The following is a 20,833-nucleotide window of genomic DNA, read 5'->3' on the forward strand; positions in this document are numbered from 1 at the left end:
AGTCAAATCCCGATTCGGGTCTGCACAAGACATTCATGTCGCTTCCGCAACTTTGCGATATGAGGCACAGGACGGTCTTCGCTCTGGCACTCGTCGCCCTCCTCGCGGGATTGAGCGGGTGTTCGGCGGAGGGATCGCTCTCGCTGACTCCCGTCAACGACAGCGCGCTCGCCGAGGAAGCGAGCCATCCCGTACCTACCGGCGCGCCGCCGGACAGCGACGAAAACGTGGTGCAACGAGCGATCGAGACCGGTACCGCCACAGCGATCGGCGACCGCCCGCCAGTTGAGGAGCGGCTACCCTTCCGTCACGACGGGCGGTTCTACGCGCTCGACTACGCCGAGAACGGGACTGCACCGGGCTACGACGTCGAGATCCGGATCGACTACAACGCCTCGTCGGTCGACGGCACCGTCGTGGATTACGAAGACTTGCCGGCCGTCGACAGGGGGGCACTAGAGTTCGCGCTCTCGCAAGACCGGTCCGACGCGATCCTCGAACCGGGATACGACATCGGCGTGAGTTCCATCTACACCGAAGACGACGGCGAGTCGTCGGTGCTGGCCCCCACGCAGGAGTACGACGCGGTCAGATACGAGGGGGAGGTCTACCCGATCGACGCACGGGCCGAACAGGAGACGCTGACCGTCTACCGGTACGAGGCGAGCGAGGTCGCCGGGAGCCGCGAGGCGTACGCCGAGTCGCTCCGCGACCGCTACGAGTTCGAACTCTCCGGGCTCTCCGGGGGAGAACGGGAGATCGTCAACAAGTCAATCGACGACTCCTACTGGGTAGAGGATAGCGACAACGAGGCGTTCGACTCGCTCGTCGACCGCTTCCGCGCCCACGAACCCGTCGAGGAAACCGAGTACGACGGGTCCTACGTCGTCCGCTACGACGGACGGCTCTACTGGGCCGAAGTCGACTACGGAAGTTACGTGGACGAGGAGTAGCGGATCGCCGCCAGCAGTCTCGACCGCTCGCGATCACAGCCGCTTCGACACGTACGGGCCGTCCTGCCTGTAGCCGAGCTTCTCCCGGTAGTACTGCCGGACGCCGATGCCCGAGAGGACGGCCAGTTTGCCGTAGCCCGCGTCGGCGGCCAGGCGTTCGGCCTCGTGGACGAGTCGCTTACCGTACCCGCGGTGTTGCTGACCGCCCTCCTCGGCGGACTGCCCGACGCCGACCTCGCTCCCGTAGACGTGGAGTTCGCGGACGACCGCGGCGTCTTCGAGCTCACGCCGGACGGGGTCGTTCGGGAACCGCAGGCGACAGAAGCCGACGAGGACGTCCTTCTCGCGGTCCTCGAAGCTGATGAAGTGCTCGCGACCGCCGGCGACCTCGTAGACGTCTGTATCGAGGGTGATCTCCTCGGGCGTCTCGTCGTGGTGGCCGACTTCGCGACAGCGGATGCAGTCGCACGTCCAGCCGTGTTCGTCCATGCGCTGGCGGGCGAGCTGTCGGAGGTTCGACTTCCAGACGCCGCCCTCGATGAAGTCCGCGGGGATGTCACGCTGGACGCGCTGGAGGCGGGTGTACTCGGGGATCATCGACTTGATCTCCGCGACGAGTTCGGCGGCCTCGTCGTTGGAAAGGGGCTCGAACTCGTCCTTTCGCCACCAGTCGTAGGTGACGGTCCCCTCGACGACGAGCGTCGGGTAGATCTTCAGGAAGTCCGGGCGCCAGTCGGCGTTTTCGAAGATGCGCCGGAAGTCCTCCAGGCACATCTCCTTGGACATCCCGGGCTGGCCGGGCATCATGTGGAAGCCGACCTTGAATCCCGAATCGCGCAGCCGGCGGTTGGCGTCGATGGCGTCCTGCGTGCCGTGGCCGCGGTGCATCTCGCGGTTGATCCGCTCGAAGGTGGTCTGTACCCCCACTTCGACCTTCGTCGCGCCCAGGTCGAGCATCCGGTCGATCTGCTCGGGGTCACACCAGTCTGGCTTGGTCTCGAACGTGGTAGCGATGTTGCGAACGTCCGCCGTCTCGTTCTCGGCGATCACGTCCTCGACGTAGCTGAAGTCGTACTCGTCGGGGTCCTGCGCGAAGCTCTCGTCCTCGGCGGGCTCGGGCTCGCCGCTGGGGTCGTACTCGTTCATCGCCTCCAGCGCGCGCTTGACGAACCACTCCTGGTAGTCGTGACTCCGGGCGGTCATCGTCCCGCCCATCAGGATGAGTTCGACCTTGTCGACCGGGTGGCCGATCTGCCGGAGCTGTTCGAGGCGGAGGCGCACCTGCCCGTAGGGGTCGTAGTCGTTCTGCACGCCGCGTGCCGCCGCGGGCTCGTGGCCCGTGTACGACTGCGAGGAAGAGAACTCCGAATCCGGGCCACCGGGGCAGTAGAGACACTTCCCGTGGGGACAGCGCTCTGGCGAGGTCATGATCGCCACCGGCGAGACGCCCGAGGCGGTCCTGACGGGTTTGCGCTGGAGGACTTCTTCGAGTTCCTCGCGCCGGTCCTCCGGACCGAAATCGATCAGGTCGGAGTTCCGCGGGACCTTCGGCGAGGAGTACTTCCCGCAGACCTCCTTTTTCGCCTGCTCGACGTCGTCCTTTTCGATTTCGTCGGCGAGGATGCGGTCGACCAGTTCCCGGCAGGCCTGCAGGAACGCCTCGGGCTCGTCCGCCTCGGCGTCGGTCGCGTCCGGCGTCTCGGTGCTCATCGCGTTGTCTGGGATCCGTCCCTGTCGCGAATAAGCGTGTCGCTACCGCGAGGGACCGGACCCACGGCCACGGCCGCCATCGCGACCGGTGAACACGTTCGGGGCCACTCGCTTTCGGTCGCCGGCCGTCCGAGCGACTACAGATGCCAGCGACGGACTTCGAGGCCGAACGCGAGTACAGCGACGACCAGTTCTCGGCGCAGGGGATCTTCCGGAGCGACCACATGAAGGTGGTCTGCGGGTACTTCGAACCGGGTCAGTTTATCCCCGTCCACGCGCCCGGGAGTGACGTTGCCGTCCACGTCCGCGAGGGGACGGGCGTCGTCCGCGAAGGCGACATCGACCACGAGGTGGAGCCCGGCGACGTGGTCGTCGTCCCCGCCGACGTGGATCGGGGAGTCAAAGCCGACGAGGACGAGCGGCTGGAGGCGCTGCTCGTGACCGCACCGCCGCCGACCGACGCCGAACACGACCCCGTCCGGGAGGGCCTTCGCCGCGGCGTGTTCGACCCCGATGCCGAGACGAAGGACTAACCGCTACTCCTCCCGAGGATGCCACACAACGGTTCTCATTCGTACGTTCTGCTCCCCGATCCGCCGTATTCCGCCCGCAGAGTGAACGATCGCGGTGGTGCGCGGCGTCGTCTCGGACTCGCTTGCGATTCCGATTGGCCGTCGGAGCTAGCTCTGAGGTTGGCGGCCTCCCTGCCGCGTCGAAGCCGTGCGGGGGATACGCAATTGCAGGGAGCGGATCGGTCGGGGTGGTGTGAGGCGCGGTGCTGTGCTGTCCCTGGCGTCCTGGCGAGCGTAGCGAGCCAGGGCTCGGAGGACGAACGGAGTGGGTTTTCCGGTGAGCGAGCGTGCCGAGGGCTTTCGACGTTTACTGTCGAGTATGGTAACTCTACCTTACCTTGCTTCGAAAACTCACTCGACAGAAACAAGTGATCAAAAAACACGTCCGACGAACAGGTAATTCGTCAATCACCATACGAAAATCACCGTTCGGTTCTGGTACCCGGGTCGGATCGATCGTGCCAGGAACTACCGAACGGCACCGGCGTTGCAGAACTCGAGTGGCACGTTCGAGCGGAAGCGGTACACTTTCCGGGAAGTCGTGTTGTCCCAGTCCACTACAGATCCTGCCGTCGAAAACGTGTCTCTCTGTCCCTGCTGTCCACGTTCTCTCCGACTTAACCTACCAGTTACGGCATATACGTCGTGATTTACTATAGAGTGAGCGAGGGTAAGAACACCCGATGGAAGAAGAGGGAACTTCTGGAGGGGCTTCGGTGATCGTACCGGCAACCACCGTCCCGAGTACTGTGGCGTGTCTCCGTTCACTCGGATCGGCGGGGATTCACACTGTCGTCGTCTCGGAGAAGGACTCCACGACCGGGAGTTCGTCGGGCTACTGTGACGAGAGGATAGCGGTTCCCGACCCCCAGAACGATCTCCTGGCGTACAAGGACGCGCTCCTCGACGTCGCGTCGCGCCGGGATATCCAGACGATAATCCCCGTGCGAGAAACCGATATCTACGTGCTCTCTCGCTATCGGTCGTCGTTCGAGCGCCACGTCTCTCTCGCCGTCCCACCACTGGAGACGCTCAGACAGGTTCACGACCGGGTCCGGCTCGTCGAGGCGGCCGAGGCCGCCGACGTCCCGGTCCCCGAAACCCAGCTCCTGGCCGATGTCGACGACTGGTCGCGGGACCTCCTCGTCAAGTCGCGATACAACCTGCTCACCGAGTCCTACTGCGACTGGCTCGGTCCAGAGGAAGCCGATTCGCCCGACGGTATCGAGCACGTCCGCCCCGGTGACCGGCCCGATTTCGCCCGACTGCGCGAGGAGATGGGACACGACCCCATCGTCCAGGAGTACGTCCCGGCGGACGAGGAGTACATGGTCGGAGCGCTCTACGATCAGGGCGAGCCGCTGGTCGTCTTCCAGCACCGCCAGGTCCGGGGCACTTCGTACGTCGGTTCCGGCGGCGCGTACCGTGAGTCGGTCGCGATTCCCGAACTCGAAGCGGTAGCGACGGACCTCCTGGATCAGCTGGAATGGCACGGCCTCGCCTGTCTGGAATATCTCCGGGACGAGAACACGGGCGAGTTCGTGCTCGCGGAGATCAACCCGCGGATGTGGCAGTCACTCGCCTCGAGCGTCGCAATGGGCGCGGACTTCCCGAAGTACTACTGGCAACAGGTAACGGGCCACGCAGAGGAGATCGACCCGAGCTACGACGTCGGTGTGGGGTGTCACTGGCTGAAGGGTGAACTGCTGTACGCGCTGAGTCTGTTCCGGCACGACTCGCCGCACGTCGAACGGCCGTCGTACGTCGACACGCTCCGGGACATCGCCGTCTCTTGCTACGAGAACCCGCGCTTCGACTATCTCACTCTCGACGACACCGGGCCATTCGTTCAGGATTGGGTAGACCTCGTTTCTGAACTGTCCCCCGTGCCTCGATTTCAGAGGTAATGGTACTCCTACCCTCTTGCAGACGCCGTCCCCCGGCAGTCCAGTTAGTATCGCTGCGACGGCCGCAGACTCTCTCGCAGCCCGTTCGTACCAGCCAGGACGGAAGTAAGTGACGCCTACCGACGACTCCGTTCACCTCCGCGGCAGCTAACAGCGTCACCACACGACTACGGTGGTGATGGCGACCGCCGGTGTCATCGACTCACCCAGCCCATCGACTGTCGACACGACGTCTTTTTCTTCGGGCGACCGGGTATCGACACTCGGTTCGCTATCGCTCCGTCGGAGTCCGGGGTAGATCGCGTTCGAGTGAAGCGGCGTACGATTCGGCCGCTACTCGTCCCAGTAGTCGACTTCGGCGTTCAGGTCGACCGTCTTCGAGATGTACCGGTCGTCGTAGTTACCCGGCGCGCCGCCCGCGAACAGCATCGCCACGTCGCGCTCGGCCAGCACCGACATGTCCGGTTCGTTCATCGTCGAGATCACGAGGAATCGCGCAGTCTCCTCGCCCCGCGCTTCGACCTCGTGGGCGTGGTCCGGCCCGCTCGGGAGGGCGACGTAGTCTCCGGGTTCGAGGGCGTGTTCGGTCTCATCGTCGCCGGTCCCCAGCCAGAGTGTCAACTCGCCGTCGAGGACGTAGACGGCTTCCTCGTTGCCGGCGTGATAGTGTCGCGGCCACGTCCGCTTGCCGGGGTCGAGTTCGTAGAGACTGGTCCCCAGTTCGTCGCCGCCGGCCGCCGCGCCGAGCTGTTTCCGGCGGAACGCGCGGTCGCCGTGGTCGTACTCGTCCCAGTCGAGGGCCGTTTCGGAGACGATCGGATTCTGGTCGCCGTCGTCGCTCATGCAACCGACTTCGTCGCCGAGTCGAATAACGGCACACGTCGGCGGTGCAGGTCACCCGTCTTCGGACTCTGCCGTGGATAACGGACCGCAGAGGACCAGCGTACTACTCTCGACGTATTGCACGTCGCCAGTCGGAGCCACGCGGATCTCCGTAGTGTGACTGTTACAGTCGAACTCGCCGGCGGCGATGTGATATTCGTGACGGGCGCGGTCTGTTGCCTGAACCTGAATCGTGTACTCGTCCGGTTCGAACAGGAGGACGGTGTGATACGCGTTCGCCGGGAACCCGATCGTCTCGACGAGGGCACGACCGGCGGACTCGCCGAACACTGTCACGGTGATCGAGCGCGCCTCCGCAGCGTCGTTCCACACGAGGACTCTCCACGGGATCGACGCGTCCGCGTCTGTCGCCGCCGCTCGCGAGCCGACAGCGGACTCCCCCGTCGACTCCGACTCCGTGTGGTCGAACTCGAAGCCGTTCTGGATCGCGGGGCGCGCCGGCTTCGGCGTGGGATTCGCCTGTCGGTCTGTCGGGTCGGCGGTCTCGGCGTCTCCGAGGACGTTCGAACAGCCAGGGAGAACGAGCGTCGCGGCGGGCGCGGCAGCGAGGAGGGCTCGACGGCGCATACGCGGACGTGTTACTGTCGCTACAAGTGCCTTGTGTACCGGGACGGCAGAAAGGACAGTCGGGTTTCAGTCGCTCAGGCGACTTCGTCGGCGACGACGTCGATGACCGTGTCGAGGACGGCCGAGCGCTCGCCGGCGATGTACTCCAGCTTGCCGTCGCGAGCGGACGTGGCCGTGAGGCCGGCGTTGGGCACCCACTCGCGGGCGCGGTCGGCGACGTCGCGCACATCGATCGGCGCGTCGCTCCGGATGTGGAGCTCGTCCTCGGAGACGCCGATGACCGCAGCCACGTCGTCGCGGTGGCGGCGGTGAAGCTCGTCGAGCAGGAGCTCCGTCGGCGGGAACTCGTAGCGGTGGGTGAACGCGTCCGTGTCGAGGACGGCCACCTTCGTGTCGTCGAGCGTCTGCGTGTCGAGGTTGGCTTCCGCCGTCTCGACCTCGGCGTCGAGCTTCTCGCGGAACTGCTCGCTGACGTGACCGGCGAGGCCGCCGTGGCCGTCGCCCTCGCCGAACAGGAGGTCCGTGATCAGTTCGCGCTTGTCTTCGTAGGACTGGTAGAACGCTTCCAGGGCGACCGCCTCGCGGACCTCGCGGACCGCCTCGGCGTCGTAGCCCGCGTCGCTCGCGGCCTCGGCGTACGCCTCGGGCGTGTCCTCCCAGAAGCTCACGGCCGGGAGGTGTCGGAGGTCGTCGCGCACGTCGTCGTTGACGTGGGCGGCGACGTTGGCGGCCAGCGTCGAGGAAGTGGTCTCGGCCGCGTCCGCTGCCGCCGGCGCGACGAGCGCGCCGACCGTCTCGGCCACCTCGGCGTCGACCTCGATGTCGTCGACGAGCGCGCGGCCCGCGCCGTACAGGTCGAGCAGTTCGAAGCCGTCGAGGGACTCGCGGGTCCCGCCGGCGGCGACGAAGATGAACAGCGGGAGCTTCTCGTCGTGGCGTTCGCGGGCTTCGAGCATCCGCGTCACGTCCTTGGTCGCGTCGTCCATGTCGTAGACGCCGCCTTCGAGGGGGCGACGGTCGAAGTAGTGGTAGACCGCGTCGTGCTGGTCGTGCTGGTCGCGCACGAGCGGGAGCGTCGCCCGCTCCAGCGCGACGCCGGCGACGTAGCCGTCGGCAGTCGCGCTGTGTCGAACCACGACCGGTCGCTCTTCGAGCACCGCTTTCCGGATTGCCGTCGCGACCTCGCGGACCTCGTCGGTCAGTCCCGCGACGACGTCGTCGTCAGCGATGGGGTCGACGGTGTCGGGCTCGGCCTGCGAGCGGAGCGCGTCGGCCAGTCGGTCCTCGACGGTTTCGCGCTCGTCGCCTTCGAGCTTGACGAGCGCCTCGGTCTCGACCTGGAGCTCGCCGCGTCGTTCGCGGACTTCGCCGTCCAGTCGGACCACGTCGTCGCCGCCGATCTCGGGGTATGCGCGGACGCCAGCTTCCTTGAACGCGGCGCACTCGACGCTGTCGGTCTCGTCGCGGACCTCGAACACCGTCGGACCGCTGGTCTGGCGCGCGCTCTCGACCACGCCTTCGAGGCGAACCGTCTCGCCGACGCGGTCGGACAGCGTCTCGATGGCGACGTGGGACGGCTCTTCGGTGACAGCGCTGGCACCGCCGCTACCGCCGCTGGTAGCGGCCGCGCCGCCCTCACCGCTGGAGCCTGTGTCGGCTCCGGCGGAGGTCGCGGTCGACTCCGTCGTGGTCGCGGCCGCCGTTTCGGCCGGTTCCTCGTCGGTCTGGCCAGCGTCTTCCGCGTCGCGTCCGACGGTGGCGTCCCGGCGGTCGCTCTGACTCTCGGAGCGGCCCGTCACCTCGGTGGTGTCGTCGCACTGGCCTCGACCGGACTCGTCGGCAGCCGAATCGTCGTCGGCTGCCGCGTCCTCATTTCCCGATTCGTCCTCTTTGAGATACGGTGCGTCTTTCGCGGGGTCGTCGACGAGCGTGCCGCGGAACTCCGCTTCGGCCTGGCGGATGGACCAGCCGAGGTCGATGTTCCCGTTGTCACGCACCTGCTGTACCTGCACGAAGACGGTGTCGCCGGACTCCCAGTCGAGACTCTCGAGCCGTCGGTCGAGCTCGCTCCGGTGGAGCAGTCCGGTGACGCTGTCGCCGATGTCGACGAACACGCCGAACTCGGCGTACCCGTCGACCGTTCCGCGGTAGTAGCGATCGACCGTCAGCTGGTCGGGCTGGTTCCCTCGGAACTCGAAGACGACGTCTTCCTCGTGAAGGTCGCAGATGCGACCGTCGACAGACTTTCCGCAGATGATACACGAACCCATTGGCAGGTAGAAACGGCCCGACCCTAAAACGGTTGTCGAAACGCGCTCGCCGTCGGCCCACGACCCGAACGGGCGGTTCGACGTCGCTAGACGGGCGATTTCGCCGGATACGATGGTCGAGAAACCCCCGATCTCACTCGAAGACGGGACTGTCGTCTTCGAGGAGTTCGATCCCGCGAGCCACCGCTCGGGCCTGCTCCGGGAACAGCGCCACCTCGACCTCGTTGCCGTCCTCGTCCTCGAAGGCGATCTTGACGCGTTTGTCCCCGAACTCCCGCACGTCGACGCCCTCGACGTCGTAGAGCTTCGCCGACGCGGTCTTGTTCGACGGGCCGACGTGCTTGATCGCGCCGTCTTTCACCTCGAACATGAACTCCGCGAGGTCCAGACTGAGCATACCGTCGATCCGGCCGGCGCGCGCTTAAACTGCCGTGGTCCGACCGGAACCGAGTGCGACGACTGGAGGAGCGACGGATGCATGGCGACTCAGGCGACGGCGGCGACCACGTCCGCCCAGGTCAGCCCGGTCAGCGCGGAGAGGGCGGCGAACCCGCGGAAGCCGTACCCGAAGACGAGCGCCGCCGGGACGGCCGCCAGGACCGCCGCCTTCGGGAGCGAGACGCGATGGACGTCACTGATCCCGACGGCGAGGAGGACGCTCGCGTATCCGGTCGCCGCGACGCGGACGAGCGGAGAGGGGAGGCCGGCGAAGACGCAGGGCGCGGTCGCGTAGGCGATCACCTGGACCGTCTCGCTGACGCCCGCGCGGTCGGGGGCGGTCGGGACGAGGATGAGCGTCAGGACCGCGGCGGTCAGGTGCAGCGCCGCGGGCGCGACGAAGACGACGGCGAGGGCGAGCACGAGAGCAGTCGAGGCCAGCGGCCGCCCGCCGAAGACGGGGTAGGCGGCCGCGCCGGTGAGCACGCGCGTGAGTTCTTCGACGAACACGACCGTCCCCGCGAACACCAGCCCCGGCGCCTGGTCGCCCGGCGCGACGCCCGACCGGAAGAGCCGGCGGGGTCGCACGAGCACCTCCGCCCACGCACGAGCGAGCGCGCCCGGCCCGCGGTCTCGCCCGCCCGTCGGGTTCTCGACCCACTGTGTCACGGCGGAGGGTACGGACAGCACCGGTATGACGCTTGCGCAACGACGTGTTCCATCGGGCTTCCTCGTTCACAGCGCGGTCCGCGAGCCCCCCGTTCATCTTCGACCGGGCCCGAGTCCGCGTCGGGCGAGTCGACTGAATCAGTCGGTCGTCTCGGGATCGCCATCCGTCCCCACTTGGCCGTTCGTTTCGGCCGGTGAGTCGCCCGCGACGACGCCTTCCAGCCACCGGCCGCGGAAGAAGAAGACGGCTCCGGCGACCGCCGCGGTGCAGTTCGACACGGCGATGGCGTACCAGGCACCGGCGGCGCCGAAACTGAACGCGAGGACGAGTAGCGCCGCGACGACCGCTCGAACGCCCCACAGCGTCGTGACGCCGATCCCCATGGCCATCCGCGTCGATCCCGACCCGTAGAAGGCTCCGTTCATCATGTGGTACGAGGCCATGATCGCCCACGTCGGGGCGACGATCCGGAGGAACGCCGCGCCGTGGTCCACGATCGGGCCGGCCTGGGGACCGGTGATGAACAGGCCGACGATGGGGCGAGCGTACCAGACCGTGAGCGCGCCGGCGACGACGAACGCCGCCGCCAGGATCGCGATGGCGACGTACACCGTCCGACGAGCCCGATCGCGGTTGCCGCCGCCGAGGTTCTGCCCCACGACGGTCTCGACGGACATCCCCATCGCCACGGTCGGGAGCCAGACGAGCGAGACGAACCGGTTGCCGATGCCGTACGCGGCGACGGCGTCCGTCCCGACCGTGGCCACGAGCGCCGTCATGACGATCGTCGCGATCGATTCAGTGCTCTGGTCGATAGCTCCGGGGCCACCGATGCGGACGATCTTCGTCACGGTTTCGGCTGTGGGGCGGAGGTCCGCGAGCGCGATGTGCAGACCGACGCGGCCGCCGAAGAGCAACCACAGGCCGACAGCGGCGGCGATCGCACGCGAAAAGACTGTCGCGACGGCGGCGCCTGCGACGCCGAACCCGGTGAACCCGGTGGCGCTGAACAGCGACTCCTGAACACCGCCGAGGCCCAGCCAGCCGAACAGCGGATTATCCGCGAACCCGAGGACGAAAAACGGGTCGAGCGCGATGTTGAGGCCGACGCTGAGGACCATCAGGTACATCGGGGTCCTCGCGTCTCCCCAGCCGCGGAGGAGAGCCATGAAGACGTAGAATCCGAAGGTGAACGGCATCCCGAGGACGACGATCCGCGTGTAGGTGACGGCGAGGTCGTGGATCGCCGTCCCCGCCGGGGCACCGACGATCCGGAGTAACTGCGGCGTGACGGCGACGCCGAGAACCGAGACGACGATCGACAGCACGCCCACGAACGCGATCGTCTGGCCGGCGACGTGACCGAGCCGGTCGTCGTTGCCTGCACCGACGTGCTGGGAGACGAGGATGGTCCCCGCGTTGGTCATCCCCCCGCCGACACTGATCAGCAGGAAGATGAGCGGCCAGGAAAAGGAGAGCGCGCTCACCGCGTCGGCGCCGAGTCGGCCGACCCAGAACGTGTCCGTGAGGTTGTACGCCACCTGTAACAACTGCGTCGCGGTGAGCGGTCCGGCCAGTACGAGCAGGGACCGCACGATCGATCCCCGCGTGAATCGCCCCGACTGGTCGTCTGCGGTCCCCGTCACTGTCTGCCCCCGTCCGCGACCACTCGAAGGGCACGCCGCTCGTGCGATAGCCCCCGTGGACCGGCCGTCGGGCGTCGATCCGCGCCGCTGTCCGGGGAGCGTACCGGGACGGGTGTCGCAAACGCGGCCGAGGCCGAATCGCGGGGTGGCCGCTCGTCCGAACCGCTCTCACAGGCTCGGGGGGCGGTCGGTCGGTTGTGTGACTGGCTCTCTCGAATCGGGAGTCGGGGGGCTGTGGGGCGATTGCGTGGCGGTCGGGTCATCTGGAGTTCCGGAGTTTCTCGGCGGACTACTCGATCAGCGAACGATCCCTGTCCGTGTACGAAGAGTGCAGGTCGCCGAACCGGTCGCTCCGGGCGAAGCGTGGGCAGCGAGCGCCGCTATCCTGAAGCGACGGCTTTCGACCGCAGCGACCGGCCGTGGGCCTGCGAGTGTCAGGCCCGGTTACAGGGCGGCGCTCATCGGAACTACCCAGGCAGAGGTCAGTACCGGATTTATATCTTCCGCAGGCGTGGCGTGCGGAAAGCGACGGGCGTTGTCGCGACCACGTCGTCACTTCACACTGGCCCCGCCGAAGCGAGCGACCACTCGCCCCGTCGTGGATTTAAGTAGGCGGAACGGCTACGGGGGATCGATGTACAGCGCCCGCGACCAGGTCGAGAACGCCGAGTGGCTCGACGAGATCGAGGCCATCGCCGAGCGCCTCGAACTCGATCCCGCGGTCCGCTCGCGCGCGGCCGATCTCTTCCTCTCGAACGTCCCCGACACCGATCGCTCGAAGCGGGCGGTGATGGCGACCAGTCTCTACGTCGCCGGCCTGGTCGAAGGCGACCGCCGGAGCCAGAACGCGATCGCAGACGCCGCCGACGTGTCCCGGCTCACGATCCAGCAGCGCTGGAAGGACATCCTCGAAGGCGAAGGGCTGGACGCGCCGGGCTGGTAGCCTATCGTGTGCGGTCGACTGGTGCAGTCGCCGAGCGACTACCGCGGGTGAGAATCAGGCGTCGTCCGTCTCCGCGTCCGCCGACTCTGCCTCGGCCGGTCTGGCGGAGGAGGCCGCAGTCGCGGTGTCGACTTCGGTTTCGGTGGGGGCTTCCCGGCCGTCGCGGTCGGGCGTCAGGTTGCCGTGTTCGTCGATCTCGCCGCGGACGATGCGCGTACTCGAGATGATCTCGCCGTCCTCGGCGTAGACGTGGTCGACGACTTCGATGTCGAGCGGGTCGATCCCGCGGTCGCGGCGGATCTCGTTGATGCGCTTGCCGCCGGTCTCGGTCTCCGGGGAGACGACGATGACGTCGAACTGCGGCTCGGGGGCGAACCCGGTGGGGTCGTCGATCTTCCGGATCTCGTAGTCGCGGCCGTGCTCGTCGGCGATGGCCGCGAGTTCGTCGTCGAGATCGCGTTCGCGCTGGTCGTACGGACGGACGTAGCGGTTCTCGTCCCGCAGCGTCGGCGCGAGCTCGTCGCTCGTCAGGCCCACCGTCGCGTCACCAAGTTCGAACGCGCGCTCGAACAGCGCGCGGTGCCCGTCGTGGACCGGGTCGAACGTTCCACCCAGCGCGACCTTCATACACGCTCAGTTGGGGGGTCCCCGGTAAAGTGCCTTCGGCTTTCCGCGAACTCCGTCCGTACGACCGTCAGCTGAGAAGGGAAACCCGTTCCCTGCGGGTCAGTAGTCGTCGTGCTCCTCGTCGTCGGAGCCGTCGGAATCAGCGTCGTTCCCGCCCGCGACGCCCGTCCCTGTGTCGTCCCCGCCCGCGTCGTCGCCTGTCCCGTCGTCGGCCAAGCCGCCGGCCGACTCGTCGGTGTCGCCCGTCTCGTCGGTGTCGTCTTCGACGGTGATGGTGACGGGTTCCGAGTCGACCGTCGGCTCGTCGTCGTCGCTCCCCAGGATCTGGTCGAGATTGAAGACGGTGTTGAGTTCCTCCTGGACGTCGTCGACCACGTTGCCGACGAGGTCGCTCGGCGCCATCGCGCTGTACTCGTAGGGGTTGTTGCCGGCGCCGTCGTTCTCGCGTTTCTGTCGCGTGACCTTCCCTTCGTCGTGGAGCTCGGCCAGCGCTTCCCGCACCGTGGACGGGTACAGCCCCGTCCCGTCGGCGATCTCGTCGCTGGTGCTGTCGGGGTTCTGTCGCAAGAAGACGTAGATGCGCGCCCGCGTCTCGGTCTCCAGTACCCACGAGAGCATGTCGACGATCCCCTCGTCGAACTGCGTGACCGCCTTGTCGGCCTCCTGTTCGAGCCGTTCGCGCACGTTCCCACCGTCGCCGTCCGGTAAGTCCGCGTCCGGCTGGTCGGTCCCCTCGCCGTCGTCCGAAGGATCGTCTGTAGACATACGTCGCTTCTAGAAGGACGAAAGCCCCTGTCGGGTAAAAATCTTGCCGACGTTCCCGCTCGCCGGTACTCCCGGCGGGCCGAAGGGTCGGCGACCCGACTGGCCGGCCTGGGGCCGCCCCCGCCGCAGTCTCACTCGTACTGGAGGCGGAGCGCGTCACAGAGCGCGTCGACGCCCGCTTCCTCGCGGAGTCGCCGCTGGCGCCGGGCCCCGCTCTCTGCGTCGTAAAGGGCTGCGATCCCGTCCACCCCGAGCCGACTGGCTTCGCGATCCACGATCTCGTCCAGGTCCGTCGTCGACTGGAACTCCTGGTCCAGGAGCGCGGCGTCCTGACCGTGGCGCATCGCGCGCCACTTGTTCTCGTCGTACAGCTCCCGCCGGAAGTCGTCACCGGATTCACCGTCCTCGTAGCGGGCGGCGAGGTCTTCCACCAGCGCGTGCGTGTACTCCACGAACGCGAGCACTCGCTCGGGGTCGGCCTGCCCGTCCGGGGTGCGGACTTCGACGGTGCCGTGGCCCGAGTGGGGGCGCACGTCGAACCACAGCTCGCCGCGGTCGTCGATGCTCCCGGTCTCCAGCATCCGGCGCTCGAAGTCGTCGAACGCCTCGTAGTCCTCGTAGGCGGTCGGCATCCCGGTGTTCGGGAGTCCCTCGAAGATCTTCGCCCGTGCGGACTGGAGCCCGGTGTCGAAACCGTTCCAGTACGGCGAGTTGGCCGACAGCGCGAGCATCACTGGCAGGTGCCAGCGCAGTTTGTTCGCGATCCAGACGGCCTTGTCGGCGTCGTCGACGCCGACGTGGACGTGCAGGCCCGCGGTCGTGTTGCGGTGCTGCGGGTACTGGATGCGGTCGAGCTGTGACTTGTAGCGCGGCTTCTCCGCGTGTTCGAGCTCGCGCCACTTCGCGAGCGGGTGGAGTCCGGCGGCGGCGATGTCGAACCCGTGGGCGGTAGCGTGGTCGACGAGTGCCTCGCGGACAGCGAGCAACTGCTCGCGAGCGTCGCTCAGTTCCTCGATGACCGGCGTCTGGGACTCGATGACGCATTTGAACAGTTCGTGGTCGAGCCGTCCGTCCAGCAGCTCTGGCGGGTCCGACTCGTAGACGAGTTCGTCCGTGCCCGAGGTGGGGCGGCCGTCCTCGTCGACGACGTAATACTCCTCCTCGATACCGATCGTACCCATCCGGCTGAAGGCGTCGCGCGAACCCCGCTCGTCCATCGACACGTACGTCGGGCCGACAGCGCTAAAATTTTCCCTTCTCCCGCGTGCGTCGGTCGTCGGCAGTTCCGAACTGGGAACCGTCCGCGGCTTCGAACTCGGACGGTGGGCTCGTGTGGCGCCGCTCACTCGACCGCGCAACACAAAATATTTATCAACATAACTGAATCATCCGTCACAGATGCCCTCCACGATCGCCTTACAGTCCGGCGCAGCGGCGTTTTTCTTCCTGTTCGCCATCCTGTTGCTGGTCGTCTCGCTCGCGATGATCGTCTGGACGTACCAGGACGCACAGACCAACAGCAGCCAGCCGGCGTTCCTCTGGGCGCTCGTCGTCTTCCTGGCGCCACTGTTGGGAATCGTCCTGTACTTCCTCGTCGGTCGGGACAGGATCTGATCGGCACGGCGGCACCGTTCGCCAGAGAATCGCGGTTTCTGCGTCACCACTCGTCTGGTCCGTTCGGCGGTTCCGTCTCTCACCGAGCGTCGCGATAGCCACCGCTCGGGGCATTAGAGAGACGGTTTAGGCCAGTCAGCGATAGCCCACGTGGAAACCACGCGAGCCGAAAGGTGCTGCTGACCGTGCCGTCTACCCGTATCTGTCTCCTGTCGACGGATAACCCCTCCGGTACGACGGCCGGGCGGCCGGTCGCGGGGCGAGAATCCAGGGCGGAACACCGCTCAGCGCGGCGTCGCGACGACGCCGAGGTGGTCGTCGTGGTGGGGCGTGAGCCGCTCGGTCTCCAGCACCTCGTAGGTCGATTCGAGTTCGTCGAGCACGTCCGCGAACACGTCTTCCGGGTCGCGAGTCACGTCCTCACTCCGGGCCTTGATCGCGATCAGGAGTCGGCCGTCCTCGCGGAGGAACGTCTCGTTGGCCGTCGCCACCTTCGCCTGCCCGCGCGTGGCGACGTCTTGCACCACGACGTCGGCGGGTTCGACGACGTGCGCGTACGTCTCCGGCTTGCGGGCGTCTTTCAGCAGCGGGAAGAGGTTGTCGCGGGGCTCGGCCGCGTCGAGCAGGTCGCGCACGGGTCGGGCAGCGAACTCGACCCCGTAGGTCGGGCCGGCGAAGTCGGCGACGTGGCTGGCGGTCGTCCCCGCCGCCGCGCCGAGGTACAGCACCGTCTCGCCGCCGGCGAGTCCGGTGTCCATCCCGAGTTCGAGCATGGCGCCGAGCTTCGACCGGTCGGGGTTCCACGCGCGCCACTCGCCGTCGGTGGGTTCGCCGTACACCGGTTCGCCCACGGTCGCCAGCCGCTCGACACCGTCAAGCTCCCGCCGTTCGACGCCGTCGGGGAGGTCGCTCACGAGCCGTCACCTCCGTTGCCGTCGTCGCTTCCATCTGGCGCGGTCCGCGCGCGGATGGTCGCGATGCGTTCGTCGAGTTCGGCGTCGAGTTCGGGTTTGCGGTCGCCGCTGTAGTGGTCGACGCGCGCGGCGATGGTGAGTTTCCCCGCGAGCGCGCGGGCGGCGGACCCGCGTTCGTCCGGGTGCGTGCCGCGGACGTACTCGTGGGTGAAGATGACGCCGTGTTTCGGCGAACTCGCCGACCCACGGAGGTGGGCGAACAGCGCGTCCTCGGCGCCGAGCACCTGCACGGTACTCGACGGCTTCTTCGCCAGGCTGTCGAGCCCGCCGGCCAGCGAGATCAGTCGAGCGGCGAGCACCGGTCCGGCCATCGCCGCGAGGTTCGGCGCGACCGAGGGCGTCGTCTCTTCGACGTAGGTCCGTAGCTCCTCGGCTTCCGCGGCGAGCGCGGCCGTCCGCTCGGCGAGGGCGACGAGGCGTTCTTCCCCGGGGTCGGCGGGCTCTCGGTCCTCGGCCGCATCGGCGAGGTCACGCGCGTAGTCGACGCCGGTGCCCGCGTCGTCGAAGCGGGTGCCGGCCCACTCGGCGACGCGCTCGGCGAGTTCGTTCGCGGTGCGCTCGCAGTCGTCCATGGCGCGGACGGCGTGGATGAGTTGTTTGTCGTCCGCGCGCTCACGCTCGTGGACGCCCGCACGGGCGGCGGCCATCGTCGCGTCGTGGAGGCGCTCGTAGTAGTCGTCGGCGTCGTCGGCGAACCCCTCCTCGACGGCGAGCGCCGACCATTCGGCCGGCTCCGAGGCCGACCCGGTCCGGATCCGCTCGACCGCGGCGTCGGCGTCGCCGGGGTCGAGTCCCGCGAACCACCCGTCGTGTTCGGTCATACTCCCGATTCACCGCGCTGTCCAAAAAAGGACCCCGGTGTGGCCGTCGCTCCGCGCGTCCGGGGCTACCCGTCCCAGCACGCGAGCGTGACGCCGGACTGGGAGAGGTCGGCGTCGGGGAGGTCGCCGTGGCGGTCCGTCTCGGCGCGACGGAGCGCCGTCTCGGAGACGAAGTAGTGGGCGTCGTAGAACGATTCCCTGCTCATCGTCCCGGTGTCGGTCGCCCCCGCCGGCGGATCGACGGTGGTCACCGTCCAGACGTGTACGCGGACGCGGAAGCCGCCGTCGACCGACCTGACGGTCGTTCCCTGTAACTCGACGGTCACGTCGCGCGCGCGTTCGCCGAGTTCGTGGTTGTGGGCGAACACTCGTTCGTACTCGCGCGCGTACTGCGCGACCGCTTCCGGAGTCAGGTCCGGTCGCTCGTCGGGGAGTGGTTTCGGCGTCACCTGCTCGTTTCCGTTGGACGTCAGTAGCAGGTCGGTTCGACAGGGTTCGTCGGTCGCCGTCGCCGTCGGCGCCCGCGTGTCCGTCCTGGCGTCGGGGGGCTGCCCCCCGATGGCGCCGCATCCGGCAGTGACCGCCACAAGTGCGACGAGGACGACCGCGTGAACGCGCATGGCCCCCGTTGGCTACGGGGGGTGAAGAGTCTTCAGTCGTGCATCGCCTCGAAGGGCTGGTCACAGGCGTTGCAGTAGTGCATCGACCGACAGAGCGAGGGACCTTTCGGGTGGTCGCGCTCCGTCTCGGTCGACCCGCAGTAGGGACACGCGACCGGCGCGCCCTCAGCACCGGCCGCGACGCTCGGGTCGGCGCGGCGGCCCATCAGATGCTCACCCCGAACTCGCGGAGTCGCTCGCGTCCCGGCTCGGTCACCATGTCTAGCGTCCACTCGGGCGACCACACCAGTCGCACGTCGGCGGTCGAGACCTCGTCGGGACTGCCTGCCGCTCGCTCGATCTCGTCGGTGAGCATCGACCGGGCGGGACACCCCGTGTAGGTGAGCGTCATCTCCACCGTCGCGACCTCGTCGGCGACGGTCACGCCGTAGATCAGCCCGAGGTCGACGACGCTGATCGGCATCTCCGGGTCCTCGACTCCACGAAGCGCGTCCCAGACACGGGATTCGACGCCCTCCGCGCCGTCTCCTGTGGCCGGGAGATCCCGGCCGCCCCCGGATTTGATATCGTGGTAATCGGTGTATGCGCACGGCGTCGGGTCAGACGCGTCCTCGTCGGGGACGTCACCGCTGGGCGCGTCGACGCCCGAATCGGCGTCGCTCACGCCTGTTCACCCCGGAGTCGTCGCACGTCGCTCCGACCCAGTTCGCGGTAGGTCTCGGTCAACTCCTCGTGGAGTGCCGACCAGTGGTCGGTGTGGTTTCCATCCCGGCCTCGGACGTCGGGAAGCAACTCCGCGGGATCGTCTCCGGGGTCCAGCTGCACCGAGACGTCCAGGCTCTCCAGGAACGAGGCGACCGTATCGAGCCACTGCCCCCGCATCGATTCGAGCGACTCACCGCGGAACTCGTGGACGCGGATCGCGGACGCCTCCGGTCCCGGAGCCCACAGCGTCAGCGCGTGCGGGAACAGTCGATCGGCGGCCGCCTGCACCCGCTCCCGGCCGGTCTCGTCGTCGCAGAGTCGTTCGAGCCAGTTCTGGGCGTGTTCGAGGTGATACGCCTCTTCGCTGCGGATCTTTCCCACCGGGTCGACGAGTTCCCGGATCCCCGACCCCTCGACGGCGTCGAGGCGGAGGTCCTCGGCCACGTCGTAGAGGTATCCCCGGAGGATCGCGTCGGCCCAGTCGCCCTCCGCGAACGGCAACTCGACGAGCGTGCTGTGGCGGAACTCCCCCGGGTCGCGCTCCCAGACGAGCGCCTGCTCGCTGTGGCCGAGTTCGCCGAGCGCGTCGAACCACACGCGCGCGTGCCCGAGTTCGTCCTGTGCGATGTTCGAGAGCGACAGGTCCGATTCGAGGGTGGGCGCGACGACCTGCCACTCGGTGTAGCGCTCCGCGAGGACGAACTCGTCGTCGGCGAGCCTGAACAGGAGTGCCGCTGCAGCCGATCGCTCCTCGTCGTCCAGTTCGGCCAGCGCTCGGGGCTTCGCCATCAGCCGTCACCTCCGTCGCTCGCGGTTTCACCGCTCGCTGTCGAGGTCTCGGTCGCGTCGCTCCCTCCGACCTCGCCACCCTCGACCGCGGCCTGCTCTCGCTCGGAGTCCGCCACTTCCTGGGCGAAGCTCGCGTCGACGTTGTACGTCGTCGCCCAGCGGTAGGCCTTGTCCGTCCGACCCCCGAACGCCGTGTCGTCCGCGTCGATCTCGGTGACCTCGTCGCTCGGGACGACCCACAGGCTGTTCGTCGTCATCCGCCGCCCGTGCTGGATCTGGGCGAACAGCGTCGCCATCTCTCGGTCGGGCGCGTGGACGTCCCCGCAGTGTTTGTGGTAGTCGCCGCGCTTGCCCTGGCGAAAGACTTCCCAGCGCATCCTCAGTCACCTCCGGCGGAGGCCGCCGCGCTCCCCGACGCGCTCGCGTCGCTCTCCTCCAGCGAGTCCCGGACCCACGCGACGGCGTCGCGCGCGTTCGCCCGCCCCTCGATCTGGTCGAGGCCTTCGGGGTACTCGTTTTTCGCGATGGCGAAGAACTCGTCCCAGTCGAGGTCGTCTTCGACGACCTCGTAGTGGTCTCGGTCCTCGTGATACCGGATACGCGGCTCGTCGGGGATCTCCAGCCCGTACTTGCGCGCTTTCGGGACGTAGGCGTTGAGGAACTGGTTGCGCAGTTCGTCGTTCGTCATCGTCTTCAGGCCCACGTCGGCCGCGAAGTCGTGGTGGGTGCTCTTGTCGTCGGTCGGGCCGAAGAACTGGAGGATGCGCGGCCACCACTCGTCGAAGGCCTCCTGGAGCAACCGCTGCTCCTTGCGCGACCCCGTCGCGAGTTCGCGCATGATGTCCTCGCCGTGTTTGACGTGGAACCCCTCCTCGAAGCAGATCTTGTCCATCGCGTGCGCGTAGGGGGTCCAGCTCGACTGCTTGAGCGTCGCCTGGCGCTTCATCGCCGCGCCGTCGACGAAGAAGGCGATCATCGGCGTCTCCGCCCAGTCGGTCATCTCGTAGTGGAAGCAGTTGAGGAACTTCCCGTCTCCCCGGGCGAGTTCGTCCAGCATCTCCTCGCGAGTCTTGACGCCCAGCGCTTCCGCCGCGCGGTAGAGGAGCTGGCCGTGGCCGATCTCGTCCTGGACCTTCGCGCTGAACGCGAGCTTCCGGTCGATGCTCGGCGACTGCCTGATGAAGGGCTTCTCCAGGTACGCCCCCATGATCTCGCTGTTCGCGTGGAACTGGAGCATCCGCGTCGCCGCCTTCCGGTACTCCGCGGGCATGTCGTCGGAAGGACCGAACTCCCTCGGTCCGGCCCGGGCTTTCGTCGCCTCTATGTTCATATTAATCGT

The 20,833-nt window shown here is 67.6% G+C and carries 22 protein-coding genes and 1 pseudogene; 5 read left to right on the plus strand and 18 right to left on the minus strand.

Annotated features, from left to right (window positions below):
* Positions 1 to 59: 59 nt before the first annotated feature.
* Complete coding sequence (locus ACMGFE_RS05235) at positions 60 to 953, plus strand: hypothetical protein (RefSeq protein ID WP_436924021.1); 894 nt, start codon at positions 60 to 62, stop codon at positions 951 to 953.
* A 33-nt stretch (positions 954 to 986) separates the two neighbouring features.
* On the opposite strand, the gene ACMGFE_RS05240 is transcribed toward ACMGFE_RS05235, so the two are convergent.
* Complete coding sequence (locus ACMGFE_RS05240) at positions 987 to 2,663, minus strand: tRNA uridine(34) 5-carboxymethylaminomethyl modification radical SAM/GNAT enzyme Elp3 (RefSeq protein WP_436924022.1); 1,677 nt, start codon at positions 2,661 to 2,663, stop codon at positions 987 to 989.
* A gap of 143 nt (positions 2,664 to 2,806) precedes the next feature.
* Between ACMGFE_RS05240 and ACMGFE_RS05245 the strand changes: the two genes are divergently transcribed.
* The gene (locus ACMGFE_RS05245) at positions 2,807 to 3,196 is read left to right on the plus strand and encodes a cupin domain-containing protein (RefSeq protein WP_436924023.1); all 390 of its coding nucleotides are present in this window, start codon (positions 2,807 to 2,809) and stop codon (positions 3,194 to 3,196) included.
* A gap of 755 nt (positions 3,197 to 3,951) precedes the next feature.
* Positions 3,952 to 5,142 (plus strand): carboxylate--amine ligase, encoded by a 1,191-nt coding sequence (locus ACMGFE_RS05250; RefSeq protein WP_436924024.1) that lies wholly within the window; start codon positions 3,952 to 3,954, stop codon positions 5,140 to 5,142.
* A 333-nt stretch (positions 5,143 to 5,475) separates the two neighbouring features.
* Here the strand turns inward: ACMGFE_RS05250 and ACMGFE_RS05255 are convergent, their stop codons facing one another.
* The 6 genes from ACMGFE_RS05255 to ACMGFE_RS05280 all read right to left on the minus strand — a co-directional run bounded on the left by ACMGFE_RS05255 (position 5,476) and on the right by ACMGFE_RS05280 (position 11,636).
* Positions 5,476 to 5,985 carry a cupin domain-containing protein gene (locus ACMGFE_RS05255; RefSeq protein WP_436924025.1) on the minus strand — a complete coding sequence of 170 codons (510 nt, stop codon included), beginning with the start codon at positions 5,983 to 5,985 and terminating at the stop codon, positions 5,476 to 5,478.
* A 51-nt stretch (positions 5,986 to 6,036) separates the two neighbouring features.
* Positions 6,037 to 6,612, minus strand: a complete 576-nt coding sequence (locus ACMGFE_RS05260) for a hypothetical protein (protein ID WP_436924026.1) — start codon at positions 6,610 to 6,612, stop codon at positions 6,037 to 6,039.
* 74 nt (positions 6,613 to 6,686) lie between these two features.
* Positions 6,687 to 8,882 carry a DHH family phosphoesterase gene (locus tag ACMGFE_RS05265; protein ID WP_436924027.1) on the minus strand — a complete coding sequence of 732 codons (2,196 nt, stop codon included), beginning with the start codon at positions 8,880 to 8,882 and terminating at the stop codon, positions 6,687 to 6,689.
* A 133-nt stretch (positions 8,883 to 9,015) separates the two neighbouring features.
* The gene (locus ACMGFE_RS05270; RefSeq protein WP_436924028.1) at positions 9,016 to 9,279 is read right to left on the minus strand and encodes a hypothetical protein; all 264 of its coding nucleotides are present in this window, start codon (positions 9,277 to 9,279) and stop codon (positions 9,016 to 9,018) included.
* Between the two features lie 89 nt (positions 9,280 to 9,368).
* The gene (locus tag ACMGFE_RS05275) at positions 9,369 to 9,989 is read right to left on the minus strand and encodes a YIP1 family protein (protein WP_436924029.1); all 621 of its coding nucleotides are present in this window, start codon (positions 9,987 to 9,989) and stop codon (positions 9,369 to 9,371) included.
* Positions 9,990 to 10,127: 138 nt separating this feature from the next.
* The gene (locus ACMGFE_RS05280; protein ID WP_436924030.1) at positions 10,128 to 11,636 is read right to left on the minus strand and encodes an MATE family efflux transporter; all 1,509 of its coding nucleotides are present in this window, start codon (positions 11,634 to 11,636) and stop codon (positions 10,128 to 10,130) included.
* Positions 11,637 to 12,270: 634 nt separating this feature from the next.
* Here ACMGFE_RS05280 and ACMGFE_RS05285 point away from each other — a divergent pair.
* Positions 12,271 to 12,579 carry a transcription initiation factor IIB family protein gene (locus ACMGFE_RS05285; protein WP_436924031.1) on the plus strand — a complete coding sequence of 103 codons (309 nt, stop codon included), beginning with the start codon at positions 12,271 to 12,273 and terminating at the stop codon, positions 12,577 to 12,579.
* A gap of 147 nt (positions 12,580 to 12,726) precedes the next feature.
* Here ACMGFE_RS05285 and ACMGFE_RS05290 read toward each other — a convergent pair.
* The 3 genes and pseudogenes from ACMGFE_RS05290 to ACMGFE_RS05300 form a co-directional block, all read right to left on the minus strand.
* Positions 12,727 to 13,206 (minus strand): annotated as a pseudogene (locus tag ACMGFE_RS05290) (phosphopantetheine adenylyltransferase); the annotation flags it as partial.
* Between the two features lie 99 nt (positions 13,207 to 13,305).
* Positions 13,306 to 13,971: a winged helix-turn-helix transcriptional regulator gene (locus ACMGFE_RS05295; protein WP_436924032.1), complete on the minus strand. Its 666-nt coding sequence runs from the start codon at positions 13,969 to 13,971 to the stop codon at positions 13,306 to 13,308.
* Between the two features lie 131 nt (positions 13,972 to 14,102).
* Positions 14,103 to 15,188, minus strand: coding sequence for a glutamate--cysteine ligase (locus ACMGFE_RS05300; RefSeq protein ID WP_436924033.1), 1,086 nt, complete (start codon positions 15,186 to 15,188; stop codon positions 14,103 to 14,105).
* Positions 15,189 to 15,369: 181 nt separating this feature from the next.
* On the opposite strand from ACMGFE_RS05300, the gene ACMGFE_RS05305 reads away from it, so the two are divergent.
* Positions 15,370 to 15,585 (plus strand): PLDc N-terminal domain-containing protein, encoded by a 216-nt coding sequence (locus ACMGFE_RS05305; protein ID WP_436924034.1) that lies wholly within the window; start codon positions 15,370 to 15,372, stop codon positions 15,583 to 15,585.
* A 284-nt stretch (positions 15,586 to 15,869) separates the two neighbouring features.
* On the opposite strand, the gene ACMGFE_RS05310 is transcribed toward ACMGFE_RS05305, so the two are convergent.
* From ACMGFE_RS05310 to paaA, 8 genes are all read right to left on the minus strand, one after another.
* Positions 15,870 to 16,499, minus strand: a complete 630-nt coding sequence (locus ACMGFE_RS05310) for a fibrillarin-like rRNA/tRNA 2'-O-methyltransferase (RefSeq protein WP_436924035.1) — start codon at positions 16,497 to 16,499, stop codon at positions 15,870 to 15,872.
* The gene (locus ACMGFE_RS05315) at positions 16,496 to 17,380 is read right to left on the minus strand and encodes an NOP5/NOP56 family protein (RefSeq protein ID WP_436924036.1); all 885 of its coding nucleotides are present in this window, start codon (positions 17,378 to 17,380) and stop codon (positions 16,496 to 16,498) included. The genes ACMGFE_RS05310 and ACMGFE_RS05315 overlap by 4 nt, the downstream gene beginning before the upstream one ends.
* A gap of 65 nt (positions 17,381 to 17,445) precedes the next feature.
* Positions 17,446 to 18,000 carry a hypothetical protein gene (locus ACMGFE_RS05320; RefSeq protein WP_436924037.1) on the minus strand — a complete coding sequence of 185 codons (555 nt, stop codon included), beginning with the start codon at positions 17,998 to 18,000 and terminating at the stop codon, positions 17,446 to 17,448.
* A 32-nt stretch (positions 18,001 to 18,032) separates the two neighbouring features.
* Positions 18,033 to 18,206, minus strand: a complete 174-nt coding sequence (gene paaE / locus ACMGFE_RS05325; protein ID WP_436924038.1) for a 1,2-phenylacetyl-CoA epoxidase subunit PaaE — start codon at positions 18,204 to 18,206, stop codon at positions 18,033 to 18,035.
* Positions 18,206 to 18,664, minus strand: coding sequence for a 1,2-phenylacetyl-CoA epoxidase subunit PaaD (gene paaD / locus ACMGFE_RS05330; RefSeq protein ID WP_436924039.1), 459 nt, complete (start codon positions 18,662 to 18,664; stop codon positions 18,206 to 18,208). The genes paaE and paaD overlap by 1 nt, the downstream gene beginning before the upstream one ends.
* Complete coding sequence (paaC, locus tag ACMGFE_RS05335) at positions 18,661 to 19,494, minus strand: 1,2-phenylacetyl-CoA epoxidase subunit PaaC (RefSeq protein WP_436924040.1); 834 nt, start codon at positions 19,492 to 19,494, stop codon at positions 18,661 to 18,663. The genes paaD and paaC overlap by 4 nt, the downstream gene beginning before the upstream one ends.
* Complete coding sequence (paaB, locus tag ACMGFE_RS05340) at positions 19,494 to 19,871, minus strand: 1,2-phenylacetyl-CoA epoxidase subunit PaaB (protein WP_436924041.1); 378 nt, start codon at positions 19,869 to 19,871, stop codon at positions 19,494 to 19,496. The genes paaC and paaB overlap by 1 nt, the downstream gene beginning before the upstream one ends.
* A 2-nt stretch (positions 19,872 to 19,873) precedes the next feature.
* A complete protein-coding gene (paaA, locus tag ACMGFE_RS05345) occupies positions 19,874 to 20,824 on the minus strand; it encodes a 1,2-phenylacetyl-CoA epoxidase subunit PaaA (protein ID WP_436924042.1) in 951 nt (316 codons plus the stop codon).
* Positions 20,825 to 20,833: the final 9 nt, after the last annotated feature.

The sequence above is a fragment of the Halosimplex amylolyticum genome (assembly GCF_051414035.1).
Taxonomy (GTDB): Archaea; Halobacteriota; Halobacteria; order Halobacteriales; family Haloarculaceae; genus Halosimplex; species Halosimplex amylolyticum.